The 13,280-nt window shown below is 70.9% G+C and carries 13 protein-coding genes; 5 read left to right on the forward strand and 8 right to left on the reverse strand.

The annotated features are described in order from the left end of the window. Nucleotides 1-260: 260 nt before the first annotated feature. Together AB0383_RS45675 and AB0383_RS45680 are read right to left on the reverse strand one after the other, a co-directional pair. A complete protein-coding gene (locus AB0383_RS45675; RefSeq protein WP_366190783.1) occupies nucleotides 261-542 on the reverse strand; it encodes an antibiotic biosynthesis monooxygenase family protein in 282 nt (93 codons plus the stop codon). Between the two features lie 12 nt (nucleotides 543-554). Continuing rightward, a complete protein-coding gene (locus tag AB0383_RS45680) occupies nucleotides 555-1,001 on the reverse strand; it encodes a DUF1772 domain-containing protein (protein WP_364187244.1) in 447 nt (148 codons plus the stop codon). Nucleotides 1,002-1,091: 90 nt separating this feature from the next. Here AB0383_RS45680 and AB0383_RS45685 point away from each other — a divergent pair, with 90 nt between their 5' ends. Further along, nucleotides 1,092-1,670: a TetR/AcrR family transcriptional regulator gene (locus AB0383_RS45685; RefSeq protein WP_364187241.1), complete on the forward strand. Its 579-nt coding sequence runs from the start codon at nucleotides 1,092-1,094 to the stop codon at nucleotides 1,668-1,670. Between the two features lie 194 nt (nucleotides 1,671-1,864). Here the strand turns inward: AB0383_RS45685 and AB0383_RS45690 are convergent, their stop codons facing one another. Beyond that, entirely contained in the window at nucleotides 1,865-2,860 is a 996-nt protein-coding gene (locus AB0383_RS45690; RefSeq protein ID WP_366190714.1) for an alpha/beta fold hydrolase, read from the reverse strand. Nucleotides 2,861-2,931: 71 nt separating this feature from the next. On the opposite strand from AB0383_RS45690, the gene AB0383_RS45695 reads away from it, so the two are divergent. Continuing rightward, nucleotides 2,932-3,582 carry a helix-turn-helix domain-containing protein gene (locus tag AB0383_RS45695; RefSeq protein ID WP_364187235.1) on the forward strand — a complete coding sequence of 217 codons (651 nt, stop codon included), beginning with the start codon at nucleotides 2,932-2,934 and terminating at the stop codon, nucleotides 3,580-3,582. Nucleotides 3,583-3,646: 64 nt separating this feature from the next. Here AB0383_RS45695 and AB0383_RS45700 read toward each other — a convergent pair whose 3' ends face one another. The 3 genes from AB0383_RS45700 to AB0383_RS45710 all read right to left on the reverse strand — a co-directional run bounded on the left by AB0383_RS45700 (nucleotide 3,647) and on the right by AB0383_RS45710 (nucleotide 6,626). Then, nucleotides 3,647-4,465 carry an alpha/beta hydrolase gene (locus AB0383_RS45700; RefSeq protein ID WP_364187232.1) on the reverse strand — a complete coding sequence of 273 codons (819 nt, stop codon included), beginning with the start codon at nucleotides 4,463-4,465 and terminating at the stop codon, nucleotides 3,647-3,649. A 192-nt stretch (nucleotides 4,466-4,657) separates the two neighbouring features. Then, the gene (locus AB0383_RS45705) at nucleotides 4,658-5,170 is read right to left on the reverse strand and encodes a cupin domain-containing protein (protein ID WP_364187229.1); all 513 of its coding nucleotides are present in this window, start codon (nucleotides 5,168-5,170) and stop codon (nucleotides 4,658-4,660) included. A gap of 214 nt (nucleotides 5,171-5,384) precedes the next feature. Further along, nucleotides 5,385-6,626, reverse strand: a complete 1,242-nt coding sequence (locus AB0383_RS45710) for an MFS transporter (RefSeq protein WP_364187226.1) — start codon at nucleotides 6,624-6,626, stop codon at nucleotides 5,385-5,387. A 99-nt stretch (nucleotides 6,627-6,725) separates the two neighbouring features. Between AB0383_RS45710 and AB0383_RS45715 the strand changes: the two genes are divergently transcribed. After that, a complete protein-coding gene (locus AB0383_RS45715; RefSeq protein ID WP_366190718.1) occupies nucleotides 6,726-7,811 on the forward strand; it encodes a helix-turn-helix domain-containing protein in 1,086 nt (361 codons plus the stop codon). A gap of 56 nt (nucleotides 7,812-7,867) precedes the next feature. Here AB0383_RS45715 and AB0383_RS45720 read toward each other — a convergent pair whose 3' ends face one another. Continuing rightward, nucleotides 7,868-9,043: an FAD-dependent monooxygenase gene (locus tag AB0383_RS45720; protein ID WP_364187220.1), complete on the reverse strand. Its 1,176-nt coding sequence runs from the start codon at nucleotides 9,041-9,043 to the stop codon at nucleotides 7,868-7,870. A 104-nt stretch (nucleotides 9,044-9,147) separates the two neighbouring features. Between AB0383_RS45720 and AB0383_RS45725 the strand changes: the two genes are divergently transcribed. Together AB0383_RS45725 and AB0383_RS45730 are read left to right on the forward strand one after the other, a co-directional pair. Further along, on the forward strand, nucleotides 9,148-10,002 hold the full coding sequence (locus tag AB0383_RS45725; protein WP_364187217.1) for an IclR family transcriptional regulator: 855 nt from the start codon (nucleotides 9,148-9,150) through the stop codon (nucleotides 10,000-10,002). A gap of 71 nt (nucleotides 10,003-10,073) precedes the next feature. Continuing rightward, complete coding sequence (locus tag AB0383_RS45730) at nucleotides 10,074-10,634, forward strand: GNAT family protein (protein ID WP_366190785.1); 561 nt, start codon at nucleotides 10,074-10,076, stop codon at nucleotides 10,632-10,634. 149 nt (nucleotides 10,635-10,783) lie between these two features. Here the strand turns inward: AB0383_RS45730 and AB0383_RS45735 are convergent, their stop codons facing one another. Further along, a complete protein-coding gene (locus tag AB0383_RS45735) occupies nucleotides 10,784-13,243 on the reverse strand; it encodes a CehA/McbA family metallohydrolase (RefSeq protein WP_366190721.1) in 2,460 nt (819 codons plus the stop codon). Between the last annotated feature and the right edge of the window lie 37 nt (nucleotides 13,244-13,280).

Raw genomic sequence — 13,280 nt, forward strand, 5'->3', positions numbered from 1 at the left:
ACAGGTGACCGCGCACGCGGCACACTTCACCACCACGTGCTGGTTCCCCGGGAAGGTGAGGGCGGGTAAGGGGTTTTCCGTGTCAGGGCACCGCCAGGCGGTCGGGTGCCGCGATTCGGTTCCACGGTCATCTGACTCCTCTTCAGGGACGGGGCTACGCATGGTGGCGGCCTCGGCGACGCGGCATGGTGCATGGATCAGCGACTCCCCGAGGGAAGGCAGGGCTTCTCCAGCTGCCCTCCCCGGCTACAACTGCCGTGTCATACGTCGATCTGCTCGAAGATGTGCGGGTACGACACGATGTCGTCGGGGAACTCGGCCGCCATGCGCTGGAATTCCGGGCTGCCGAACGCCTTGGCGAGGGCATCGGTCGACTCCCAGACCGCGACGTTCATCAGAAGCTGGCTGTCCGCCGTTCCCTTGTGCATCTGCAAGGAGACGAAACCCGGCTGAGCCTTCATGAACTCCGCCTGCCTCCGAAAGAGGGCCAGGAACGCTTCAACCCCCTTCTTCGGAACCAAGAAGGTGTTGGCCAGGACGATGGGCCCGCGGGCTCAGGTGAGAGCCGCGACCAGCAGGGTGAAGGCGGCGATGATGATGGCGACGCGGACGTAGTGGTAGCGGTCCCAGCGGTTCATCTGCTTCTTCCAGTCGGCGGGCCGGTTGTCAGGGGTCCACGTCTTGCCCCGGTTGTTGATCGGGACGAGCAGCAGCAGCGACATGACCACGCTCACGATCAGCAGCGCGGCGGCGATGACGACGAGGCCGGTTCCAGGGTGCTGCCATCCGGCAATGGCCCAGACCGCGCTCAGGACCAGCGAGCCGATGTACCAGAACGGCATGAGCGCGCCGAGCATCCGGCCCCCGTGGGAGCGGGCGGCCTGGTTGCTGTCGTCGGGGAGTCCGCTGAAGATCCGGTTCATGACGAAGGCGACGGAGAACTCCACCCCCACCATCACCCCGACCACCACGATGGTGACGACCTCGAGCGTGCCGAGCATGATGTCCCTCCAGAAATCTAGTGTTGCTAGCTGTTGAGGCAACGCTAGTACTACTGCCGCTCGGTTGTCTAGCGGTGCTAGACTCCAACCATGTCGGTACAGGAACGCAAGCAGCGCGAACGGGCGGACCGCGAACGCCTCATCGTGGCGACGGCCCGCGAACTCGCCGAGCAGCAGGGCTGGGACGCGGTCACCACCCGCCTGCTCGCCGAGCGCATCGAGTACAGCCAGCCCGTCCTCTACAGCCATTTCCGCGGCAAGCGCGAGATCATCGGCGCCGTCGCCCTCGAGGGGGCCACCGAGATGGCCGCGGCGCTGCGGGCCGCGACCTCCGCCGCGGACGGCCCGCGCGCCCGGGTCACCGCACTCGCCCGCGCCTACCTCGACTTCGCCGAGCGCAACCCGGCGGTCTACGACTCCATGTTCCAGCTCGACGGCGGCCTGATGTTCGCGAACGAGGACACCCCGGAGCCGCTGAAGGACGCCTTCGCCGCCCTGCTGGAGACTCTCGGCGAGGTCGCCGGGGACGGCGTCCACCCTGGACTGTTCACCGAGGTGTTCTGGGCGGCTCTGCACGGGCTGGCCACCCTGAGTCGAGCGGGACGGCTGCCGCCGGAGGACACCGAGCCGAGGGTGGAACTGCTGGTGGACCGGCTCGCCATGCTCTGACACACCGTCCCGGCGGACGGGCGGCCGGGTGGTAAGTCCCCGCAGGAATCGCGGCTTGCCTGTGCCACGTCTTCCGGATCACTCCTGCAGTACGAAGTCGGACAACCCGACGACGTACCACGCTGATCAGGCTCCGCTCGGCCAAGCGTTGTATTTTCGGCGCCTGCTACCGGAAGGCCGAACGGGTGTGGTGGTCACTTGCTCTCCAGCCGACCGATCGCGTCGAGGCGCGCGAACGCGGCCGTTGCCGCCGGCCACGCCGAGGTGTCGGACGTGAGGGTGTCGCGCAGGAATGCCCAGCTCATCCGCTGGATCACGGCCACGCGTTCCGGATCCTCGTCGGTTGTCTCGACGGTGTCGTAGCCGGTGACGCCGCCGAGCATGTGCTCGCCACCGTGCAGGGTGAGCAGCGACTTCGGTCCGGGCGCCTGGTGGTAGGCGTCGGCGTGGTAGTCCGGCCCTCGGTCGGTGAGCTCGGGCGAGTCGTCCTGGTCGCCGACGATCACGAGCGTGGGCGTCGTCATTTCCTCGAACCCGGCCGTCCGCAGTGCGGTGAACCGCTTCGCCAAGTCCGTGAGGTGATCGTCCCCGGCGCCTGTCGATGCGAGGAGGACGCCCGCCTTGACCCGGTCGTCAAACGCGCGGACGGTGTCGCCGTCCTCCACCACGCGTGCGCCGAGGAGCATGCTCGCCGTCTGCCCGCCCATCGAGTGCCCGGCGACGGCGACCCGGCCGCGGTCGACGCGCCCGGCCAGCCCCGGTACGGCGGCCTCGACGAGGTCGAAGTGGTCCAGGACGGCGGTAAGGTCCTGTACGCGCGACTCCCAATACGCGCGTGCGTCGGGCGCGGACCGTGGCAGCCCCAGGGACTTCCAGCTGAGGTGGGTGGGCTGCACGACCACGAACCCGTGGGCCGCCCAGAAGTCCGACAGCGGCGCCAGTCCGCGGTTCGATGAGACGTAGTTCGTGACCCCTCCGCCGTGGGAGAGCAGCACGACCGGCAACCGGTCTCCCGAGGTGGGTGCGGAGACGCGGACCTGCAGCGGGGTGGGCCGTCCGGGTGCCGGGAGCACGACCGGGCTCACCGACAGGAAGGGCGTCGAGCCGGAGACCGGAATCGTGCGTGCCCGGCCGACGAGCGCGTCGGCGCGGTCCCAGAGGTCGTCGTGCACGGCGGTGCCGTCAGTCATCTGCTGTCCCGTCGGCTAGATGGAATCGGATTCCGGTTGTCACTTCGCTACTATATGGAATCAGATTCCGCTTGGCAAAAGAGGTGCCCATGACCAGCAGGAACGACGCCGTGCCGCAGGCGCCCCTTCGTGCGGACGCCCGGCGCAACGTCGAGGCGCTCATCGAGGGCGCCCGCGCCGTATTCGCCCGCGACGGCGTCGACGCGCACGTGAAGGACATAGCCCTGGAGGCCGGAGTCGGAGTCGCGACCCTGTACCGCCACTTCCCCAAGCGGACCGATCTCGTAATCGCAGTGCTGCGGCATGACGTCGACGAGTGCGTCGAAACGGCCCAGGAGCTCGCCGCGGCTCACCCGCCGATGGATGCCCTCACACTGTGGCTCGACCGCTATTGTGCATTCGTCCTCACAAAACACGGTCTCGCAGTGGCGCTGCAGTCGGGCGAAGCGACCTTCGCCGGACTCGGCGCACAACTGCTGGAACGGCTCGAGCCGGCACTCGACGAGCTTTTGCAGGGCGCGCGAGTCACGGGGGCGATCGGGGACGGAGCGAGCGCGATGGATCTCCTCCGCGCAGTCGCACACCTGTGCACGCCCGGCCCGTCGCACATCGACTACACCCGGCGCATGATCACACTGTTGCTCACCGGACTGCGGCAGGACCCGGCGACACAACGGGCCAAAAGGAGTATCTCTGAGCCTCACCGACGTACCCGCGATTGATTCGAGGGCTCGTCGGCCGCCGTGCGCCTGGCCGCCTTGTACTCGCACGCGGCAGGGAAACACCTCAGCTCTTGATGAACTCCAAGATATCGGCGTTGAGTTGTTCAGCGTGGGTGACGTACAGGCCGTGCCCGGCAGAGGGATATTCCCGGTAGACGGCATGGGGCACCAGCTTCCGGGTACGACGGCCGGTGACGTCGATGGGTGCGGACTGGTCGGCCACTCCGTGCACAACCAGCGTCGGAATGGTGATGTGACGCAGGTCAGGGCGGAAATCGGTGTGGAAGTTCGAGTGGAACATCGCGGCCGTCGCGAACGGCGATGGCGACAGGCAGCGCCGGACCTCGTGCTCGATCAGTGCCGGTGAGACGTCGTTGCCCAGATGCGTGGCGAAATAACCCTGCGCTCGATCGGCGAACCACTTCGGCCGGTCCTTGCGCAATTGTGCCAGCGTTGCCTCGTTGACCGCCTCGGGAATTCCTTCGGGATTGTCCTCGGACAGTTTGAGGTACGGCAACGTCGACGCCAGGAACGCGACGCGGGAGACCCGCTCCTCACCGTGCCGGGACAGATAGCGTGCGGCCTCGCCACCGCCGGCCGAGTGGGCGACCAGCGTGATGCCACGGAGGTCCAGATGCTCGATCAACGCGGCCAGATCATCGGCGCTGGTGTCCGCGTCGTAACCGGAGGAGGGGCGGTCCGAGCGGCCGTGCCCCCGCCGGTCCAGCAGGACACACCGGAATCCCTGCTCGACGAAGAACGGGACCTGATATTCCCACATTTCGGCGTTCAGCACCCAACTGGAGACGAACACCATCGGCGCGCCCGCACCGTAATCCTCATACGACAAACGCGTCCCGCCACCGACCTCGAAGAAAGGCATTTTCAGCTCCTCACCATTGTGTTATGACCCAATATTCGCTGAAGCCGAGAGGCCAGTCGATTACCTGTCAGGTAATGAGTCCTGCGGCTGATCGCGGGCGAGCGCGCGGGCCTGGCGAGTACTGCGGGGTCGGTCGAGCGGCTGCAACGGGCCAAGGCCGCCCGCGCCGGAATCGGTCGGGCGGTTTTCTGCTTACGCTCGGCCTGGTTTGAGTGGGGTGAGCTGCTCGATGTCGTGGCGGATCCGCAGCGCTGCGATGGCGGGCTGATCGGGAGGCCCGTCGGCGGTGAGCAGCTCGGCGAGTTCGCGCAGGTACCGCTCGTGGCCGGCCGGCGTAACGAGGAAGAGCATCCTGGCTGGTGCCGCGCAGGGGTTGGCGAAGGCGTGCGGACAGCCGGCGGGCACGTACATCAGGCTGCCCGGACCGCCCCGAACGACCCGTTGACCGCCGGCGGACTCCCAGCGTTGCCAATCGCCGGCGGTGCGCATTCGCGGCTCGAATGCGAGCAGGTCGAGTTCGCCCTCGATGATGTAGAACAGCTCTTCAGCCTCACCGTGCCGGTGTGCGCCCACGTCGAACCCCGGCCCAACGTCCGCTTCGAACACCGACCACCGGGCCGACCGGTCGGCACCGACTTTGAGTGTCATCCCAGCGGAAGTGATCGACTGCCCGGATCCGGGTAGCAGTACCAGTCCATCCGTCATCTCGTCTCCCCCCACCCCTGGAAACGTCGAGGTCGCACGCCTGCTTCGCGCTAGCCGCCCGACCGTACGGAGTCGGCAAAGACAGCGCCGTCGTTACGCCACCACTTACAACGCACTCCTGCGCTGTGCCCTCGGCACCAACCTCCCGGTGACCAGCAAAATCTCCAAAGCCGGGGTCATGCACGACGCATGACAGCCCACCAGCCAGTCGAATTCACGAGCCTGCCCGCGCCCGGCGGCCGCGATCGCTGGGCCGGGTTCCTTGATCCTTCTCCGTGGCAACGGCGGAAGCGGAAATGAGCGTCGCGGCGGCGAGGCTGCCCCAGAGGGCGGCCGAGCCGTGGGAGGCCAGCGCGGTGATCGCCGCAGGGGAGACGGCGAGGCCGAAGCCCGTGGAGAGCTGGAAGCGGGCGAGGGCGCGTCCCAGGACAGGGGCCGGGGTGAGGGCGGTGACCAGCGCGGTGGCGCTGCCGGCATAGCTGATCTCGCCGATGGTGTAGACCACGGACACCGCGGCGATGGCAGGGGCACCCCAGCCGTGTCCCAGTGAGGTGGCGGCGAGGAAGCCGAGGTAGGACGCGGTGAGTACCGCGCCGGCGAGAGCCAGCACGGTCCGCCGGGGAAAGCGGGACAGCAGGACGGTGACCGGAACCTGCAGGGCGACCACCAGCACCGTGTTGGCCACGAAGATGGCTGCCGACCACACCGGGGATGCGTGCAGCTGGGTCACCAGAACCAGCGGCAGCGCGATTTCGGGGACGTTGAGACAGAAGACGTAGACCACGTTGGCGGCCAGCAACGCGCGCATCCGAGGTGCGGGCTCGTCGGCTCTGTCCTCGGCCGGAACAGCGGCCGGATGCGTACGAAGGTGGACCGACCACGCCAAGGCCGCCGCGGCGAGATAGGCGAGCCCGGTGGCGGCTGCCAGCGCCTGCAGTGCGGTGGTACCGCCCGTCAGGCATGCGGTGGCGAGGAGGCCACCCACGCCCAGGCCGGCGTTGCGCAGAGCGCGGCCTCCCGCGAGCGCCGCGTCCCGTTCCCGGCCGTGGGCGACCGTGGCCACCAGGGCCGCATGGGCGGCCGGCCACGCCTGGTTGCCGATGCCGAGGAAGAGCGCCGCCGTCGCGAACAGCCCGACGTGCCCTGCCGGGGCGGCCGGCAGCAGCGCCACGCCCAGCACCCGCACCAGCATCGACGCTGCCACGACCGTGCTGCGTGCGCCCCGGTCCAGCCAACGGCCGACAGCGGGCATGCACACCAGACCCGCGACGGCGCCGACCGTCATGGCGATCCCGGTGACCGGCGGGGAAAGCCTGAGCACCGTCACCCCGTAGAGAAGGAGAAAGGGCCGCAGCAAGCCGGTGCCGAGCGCGTCCACGGCCAGGGCGACGGCATAGCGCGGCCCTCCTGAAGCCCGGACGAGGGCACGCGGCTGGATCTTGGTGGTGGTTCCCATGGCGTCAACGGTGCGTCGCGTCTCCCAGCTCGCCACGTCGGTTGACGGACACCGTCAATCGACGCTGTCGTCGGCCATCCGACCAGCGATGATGGGGGGATGACGTTGAGGATCGACATCGGTGGTCTGCCGTCCGGGCGACTGCGGTTCGCTGCCTCCCCGTTGGCCGAGCTGACCGCGATGCTCCACGTGCTGGCCGAACCCGGGCATCACCCGCGGCTCGCCGGCTGGGCCGGGGACGTCTGGGCCGGGCTGCGGCCGGAGCTGGCCGAGCGGCTCAGGGAGGCGGAATTCCTCTGGCGTTCCTCACGAGCCGACTTCCTGGTCCCCGCCCGCCCCCGGCCGACCCTCGCCGAGGAGTTGGACGAGGTGGACCGGATCGACGACGAAACCTATGTGACCGCCGCGCTCATCACCACGTGCGGCAGCAACCGGGTCCACTTTGCCGCGCCGTCACCGCTTGCCGACGCGACGGCGCGACGGCAAGCCCTGGACCGCGCCCAGGCCCGCGGCGCGCTCCAAGAAGCCTTCGCGGAACGGCTTCTCGCGGACCCCGCAGCCGTTCGGGCGCGGGTGCGTCACACCCTCGAACAGTGCGGCGAGGCCTTCTTCGACGCCGCCTGGGCGGGCATCACCGCGCGGCTCGCCACCGACCTGCGCCTGAAGAACGACCTGCTGAAGCGCCAGGGCATCGGGGCGGCACTCGCGGCGGTCTCCGGCGCCGTGACCTTGGCCCCGGACGGCACCTGCATCATCGTGGACAAACTGCAGGACAAGACGACCACCGCCCACGGCACCGGGGTCACCTTCCTCCCCAGCGTCTTCGGCCGCCCGCACCTGGTGGCGATCCACGCGCCCGGGTGGCAGCCGGTGGTGCAGTACCCCGTGGCCGAGGCGAGCCCATCGGAGCCGGTGTCGCTGGAAACGGTCACGCTACGGCTGGAGGCACTCGCGCATCCGGTACGGCTACGGCTGCTGCGCACCCTGGCCCGCGGCCCGCACACCACCGGCGAGCTGGCCCACGCCTGGGAACTGTCACCCCCGGAGGTCTCCCGCCACCTCGCTGTCCTGCGCCGCGCGGGCCTGCTCACGACCCGCCGGCACGGTCGTTACGTCCGCTACACCCTCAACCTGCACGACCTGACGGCGCTGGGGGCCGACCTGCTGGCGGCCGTGCTGCGCTGAGCAACCGAGGTGCGGGAGCTCGAAGTCGAGGAGCCGGAAGCCTCCACAAAGGATGGTCAGGGCACGAGTTCCGCGTCATGGCCGTAGATCCAAGCGTTGGCGGCCAGCGGATCCTGACCGGACAGCGACGCGTCGCGGGCTTGCTGGTCCGGCCCGTCGGGCAGGTGGTTGAGGTGCGCGCGCTCGTGCGACACCGTCTGGAGCCGGGCGGTGCGGGTACGGCGGGCGGACTCGTAGCGGCGCAGCGCGCGGGCCGGCGCGGTGGCGTCGGCAGCCAGGTAGAGCGCGAGAGCGGCCGCGTCTTCGACCGCCTGCGCGGCGCCCTGGGCGAAGAACGGGAACATCGGGTGCGCGGCGTCGCCGAGCAGGGTCACGGAGCCGTGGCTCCACTGCGCGAGCGGGGCGCGGTCCAGCAGTGCCCAGCGGCCCGGGGCGCCGGCCGCGTCGATCAGCTCTCGCAGCCGCGGGTCCCAGCCCTCGAACTCGGCGGCGAACTCCGCGTGGGTCGCGGTGGCACTCCAGGATTCGACGACGTCCTCGCCGGCCGGGGCGAACGCGACGATGTTGATCAGCCCGCCCGCCGAGATCGGGTAGTGGACGAGGTGGTGGTCGGGGCCGAGCCAGAGCGTGTGGGCGTTGCGCAGCGCGAACGCGGGCGCGTCGGCGGCCGGCACGAGGGCACGGAAGGCGCACAGGCCCGAGAACGTCGCGGGTGACGGCCCGAGCAGGGCGTTGCGGATGGTCGAGTGCACGCCGTCGGCACCGATCACGACGTCGGCGGTCGTGGTGGTGCCGTCGGCGAAGGACAGGACCGCGCCGTCGTCGGTGATCTCGACGCCCGCGCACTTCGCGCCGAGCCGCAGCGCGTCCGTCGGCACCGCGGCCTGGACGACGCTCACCAAGTCGGCACGGTGCACGGTGTATGTGCGCTCGCCGTAGAGCCGTTCGCACGACTCGGCGAGGTTCTCCGCCGACAGTACGGTCCCGTCCGCCCAGCGGCGGAACTCCCACCCGACGTCGATCGCCACGGCTCGCGCGAGCAGTTCGTCCAGGACACCGAGGCGGCGCAGCAGGCGCACGAGGTTCGGGCCGGCGACGAGCCCCGCCCCGACCTCGCCGAGCTCGGCGGCCTGCTCGTAGACCGTGCACGCGAGCCCCGCCCGGCCGAGGAACGCGGCGGCGGCCAGTCCCCCGATTCCTCCGCCGACGATGGCGATCCGCAGTTCGGACATCGGCGTTCCCCCTTCGTTTCGGGTGCCGGGAGCATGGCCGCCCGCGCGGCCGGTCAGGAACATCGATGTTCATCCAATGGACACCGACGTAGGCTGCGCGCACCATGCCCCGCACGAACGAACCCGGCCGCAGCGTCAGCTCGCGGCTGTTGCGGGTGCTGTTCACGTTCACGCCCGAGGACAGCGCCCTGACCCTCGCCGACCTGACCCGCCGCACCGGGCTCCCGCACGCGACGGTCCGGCGGCTCGTCCACGAGCTCCTCGCCGCGGGCGCGCTCGACCGCACTCCGGACGGCCGGTTCACCGTCGGCCTGCGCCTGTGGCAGCTGGGCACGCTCGCGCCGCTGTCGGTTCCGCGGCGCACGGTCGCGCTGCCGTTCCTGGAGGACCTGCACGCCGCGCTCCACCAGCACGTGCAGCTCGCCGTCCTCGAAGGGCACGAGGCCGTGGTGATCGAGCGCTTCTCCGCGCGCGACGCCGTCGACCTGGCCTCCCACGTCGGCGGGCGGCTGCCGCTGCACAGCTCGGCCGTCGGCAAGGTATTGCTCGCGCACGCCGGCCGGACGCTGATCGAGGCCTACCTCGCGGCCGGGCCGGCGCGGTTCACCGCACGGACCGTGACCGACCCGGCGGACCTGCGGGCCGAGCTGACGGCGTGCCGGCGGTCCGGCACCGCCACGGTGCGCGGCGAGATGACCGAGGGCGCGGACTCGGTGGGCGCCCGCATCACCGATGGCCACGGCCGGGTCGTCGCGGCGCTTTCGGTCGTCGTGCGCACGGGCTCGCTCGACCTGGCCACGGTCGTCGCACCGGTGCTCTCCAGCGCGTTCAGCATCTCGCGCCGCCTGGGCTGGCGGCCCGGGATCGGCCTGCGCGACGCCGACCTACCCCTGCCGGGCGCCGGGCAGCCGGCCCTTCGAGACGCCGATCAGCAACCCGGTACCGTGCCGTACCGATGACCGCCAACCTCGCCCGTCCGGTGCTGTCCGGCAGCCGTGCCGCTGTGCGTGAGAACTGGGCCGGCCGGCAGGTGCGGTTGCGCGAGATCCGCCCCGACGACCGGCGAGCCCTGGTCGGGTTCGATCGCGACGGTGGCGGTGGTTACCGGCACTGGGCGACGCACCGGGCGGAGGTGGCCGGGTCCGGCGGGGATCGCCACCTGGCGATCGAGACGCTGCACGGCCGGACGCTCGTCGGGTCGATCTGGGTCCGGACGGATCCCGCGGCGAGCCGGTTCAGCTACGGCGTCGGGATCGGCGCGCAGCACCGGCGGTGCGGGTACGCCGAAGACGCCGTCACGACGCTGCTCGCCGTGATGTTCGGGCCGGCCGGCTACCGCAAGTGCGAGGTCAGTGTGCACGGCCGCAACTTCGCCTCGCTCGCGTTGCACGCCAGGCTCGGGTTCCGCGAGGAAGGCCGGGTGCGCGACACCGAGGCGCTTCACGGACAGATCACGTACCCGGTGCTGATGGGTCTCGGCGCGGACGCCTTCGCCGCCCGGCGCCTGGACGTCGCCGACAGCCCGTGGACCGGGCGACACTCGCGACCGCGGCGACGCGGGCGGCACTGGCGTACTCGCGTCCGGCACTGATCCCGGCCGCAGACCGGGCCGCCGGGAAACTCGACTCACACCGAGTAATCGCATCTCGTCAGAACCACAAGTGAACCCCTCTCCTCGCTCGGCGAGGACGACGTGGCCGGCCCGGCCGCCGTCGGACGGCGGCCGGGCCGGCAATCACGTCAGCGGCCGCCCGTGTCCGCGAGGTAAATCTGCTGCGTGGTGTCGCGTTGGCCTCGAACAGCGTCACGGTCCGTGACGAAAGCCACGAGGCCGGCGGACACCGCGGGGTAGGTCGCGTTGCCCGTTTTCGTGAGCTGCACCGGAGCCGACCAGCCGGCCGGCGTGAGGCGCGCCGTGAAGACCTTCCAGCGCCAGTCAGTGGCGCGCGAGTCGTACCAGACGGCGCGGACGGTGCCGTCCGGGTCGTGGCTCAGGCGGGGGCGCTGGCTCATCGCCGCCGGCTCGAGAGCGAACGGCGTGCCGGCCGACCAGGTGCGGCCGTCGGCGGAGCGGGCCGAGCGCAGGGACAGGTTCACGCCCGAGCTCTGGAGGGCGCCGCTGTCCCAGGCGACGACGAAGGCGCCCGAGTGGTCGACGGCCGCGCTCGGGTGGCGGTCGGCTCGGTCGGTGGCGGCGCTGACCTGGGCCGAAGCACCCCAGCCGCCGCGGGTGCCCGCGCGGGTGGTGGCGAGGATCTGCCAGTTGTCCGGGTCCGTGCCGCCGGACGCGGCCTGGCCGGCGGGCGGGGTGTGGCCCGTCCACAGTGGATCCGGGTCGAAGCGGTCGTCCTGCCATGCAACGAGAATGCGGTCGCCGTGGCCCACCGCGACGGTCGGGAACACCGAGGCCGGGTAGCGCGGCGAGCGGGCGTCGACGGCGCGGTTGCCGGCGCTGACCGTCTTGCCGGCGGCCGAGAGGTTGACCGGCTTGCGGTCGACGCCGACCACCTGGGCGAATACGTCGAACGCGCCGACGGTGTTGTCAGCCCAGGTGACGACAGGCTGTCCGCCGGACAGCAGCGCGATCGCCGGGTGCACGGCGCGGCCGGTACCGGCGTCGAGCCGCACGGCAGGGCCGAAGAGCAGGCCGCCGGTGCTGCTGTGGCGCAGGTAGATCGCGGGACGGTGGGGCTGCTCGTGGCCGCGCTCGTCCTGCCAGACCACCCACACGTCGCGCCCGGAAGCGGCGACCCGCGGCGCCGTGGCCGTGCCCGAACCGCTGGAGAGCTCGACCTCGAAGAGACCGAAGCCGCGCCGGTCCACGCGCTTGTAAACGACCCTGCTGCGGCCGTCGGAATGCCGCTGCGCGACCACGTGCACGTCGTTGCCGGTGACCGCGACGTCGGCGAACCCCGTGAACTCACCGGTCCCGCCCAGCACCGCCGTCGCGTTGTCGTGCCCGGACTGCATGGCGGGCAACGGGATCTCCGGCGCGGGCGTGGCCACGCGGCCGACGGAGACGAACACGGGTGACGTCGCCGCGCGCAGCTGGTCGGGCAGCGTCGGGTCGGCGTCGGCGCCGGACGCGCTGCCGGGCGAGCGCACTTCGGCGCGGAACCACACGTGGTCGCCGGACAAGGTCAACGGCAGGGTGCGGGTGTCGTCGTTGCCGCGCACGGTGGTGTCCAGCAGGGCCTTGGCCGAGCGGCCCGGCGTGCCGTACACGAGCAGGCGCGTCCCGGCGCCCTGGCGGACCCGCACGCGCAGCGCCGCGCGCCGCGGCAGTTTCCGCGAACCGACCACCGTCTCGTCGCCGCCGATGGACTCGAACCGGCCGTCGCCGTCGAGGTCGGCCTCGATCGTCACGAACGGTCCCGACACGCCGGAGGACACCGTGGTCCGGCCGGCCTTCAGCGCGTCGAGGATCGAGCGGACGCTGCGGTCGCCGGCGAACACGCGCGTGGCCGGCTGGCCGGGGCCCGCGATGTCCCACAGCTCACGGAAGTGGCAGTCGCTCGCAGCGGTGACGCCGGTGACGTAACCGCGGTTCCAGCGCGTCTCGGCGAAGTCCATCTGCGCGTCGGGGTTCGTCGAGACGTTGAGCACCTCGATGTTGTGGATGCCCTGCACGCTGGCGTTGTCGTTGGGCCCGGCCTCGCGGGTGTACTCACCGTCGTCGGGGTGCGCGATGTGCCACACCGCGTCCTGCGAACGAGCGTCCCAAATGGACTGCTGGACGTGCCGGAACGCCGCCGAGCCGGGCGGGTTCGCGCCGTCGACGACGTTGTCCACCGCGCCGAGCACGATCGCGTGCGGCGAGCCGTTGGCCTCTTCACCGGGGATCAGCAGCAGCCGGTCCGACGTCCACTGTGGATCCCAGTGCTGGTCGTACGTGCGGTGGTCGGTCAGCGGCAGGAAGTCCAGCCCGGTCTTCTCGGCCTGGCCGATCTGGTCGCCGACGGGCAAATTGCCCGGCAGCGCCTGCTTCGACGTCTGGCGTGGCAGGCTGCCGTCGGCCGAGTGGTCGTCGTGCACGTGCGTGTCGCCGACGAGCCACTGGCCCTTCGGTTCACCGCTGCCGCCGAAGGGAAACCCGCCGAGCGGGAGTCCCTGGGCCGCGGCGACGGCCGGCGTGGCCACGAGGCCGGACGCCGCGATCGCGCCGCCGGCCGCCATGAACTGTCTGCGAGTGAGGCCCATCTCTGTCCTTCTTCCGGGCACCGGCGCCGGTGACTCG

This window comes from Amycolatopsis sp. NPDC051373, assembly GCF_040689465.1.
Classification (GTDB): Bacteria; Actinomycetota; Actinomycetes; order Mycobacteriales; family Pseudonocardiaceae; genus Amycolatopsis.

Coding starts and splice junctions, on each gene's coding strand:
- AB0383_RS45720 (WP_364187220.1), bottom strand. CDS start 9,043: ATGTCCGAACTGCGGATCGCCATCGTCGGCGGAGGAATCGGGGGACTG.
- AB0383_RS45735 (WP_366190721.1), bottom strand. CDS start 13,243: ATGGGCCTCACTCGCAGACAGTTCATGGCGGCCGGCGGCGCGATCGCG.
- AB0383_RS45685 (WP_364187241.1), top strand. CDS start 1,092: ATGTCGGTACAGGAACGCAAGCAGCGCGAACGGGCGGACCGCGAACGC.
- AB0383_RS45715 (WP_366190718.1), top strand. CDS start 6,726: ATGACGTTGAGGATCGACATCGGTGGTCTGCCGTCCGGGCGACTGCGG.
- AB0383_RS45725 (WP_364187217.1), top strand. CDS start 9,148: ATGCCCCGCACGAACGAACCCGGCCGCAGCGTCAGCTCGCGGCTGTTG.
- AB0383_RS45700 (WP_364187232.1), bottom strand. CDS start 4,465: ATGCCTTTCTTCGAGGTCGGTGGCGGGACGCGTTTGTCGTATGAGGAT.
- AB0383_RS45690 (WP_366190714.1), bottom strand. CDS start 2,860: ATGACTGACGGCACCGCCGTGCACGACGACCTCTGGGACCGCGCCGAC.
- AB0383_RS45680 (WP_364187244.1), bottom strand. CDS start 1,001: ATGCTCGGCACGCTCGAGGTCGTCACCATCGTGGTGGTCGGGGTGATG.
- AB0383_RS45705 (WP_364187229.1), bottom strand. CDS start 5,170: ATGACGGATGGACTGGTACTGCTACCCGGATCCGGGCAGTCGATCACT.
- AB0383_RS45710 (WP_364187226.1), bottom strand. CDS start 6,626: ATGGGAACCACCACCAAGATCCAGCCGCGTGCCCTCGTCCGGGCTTCA.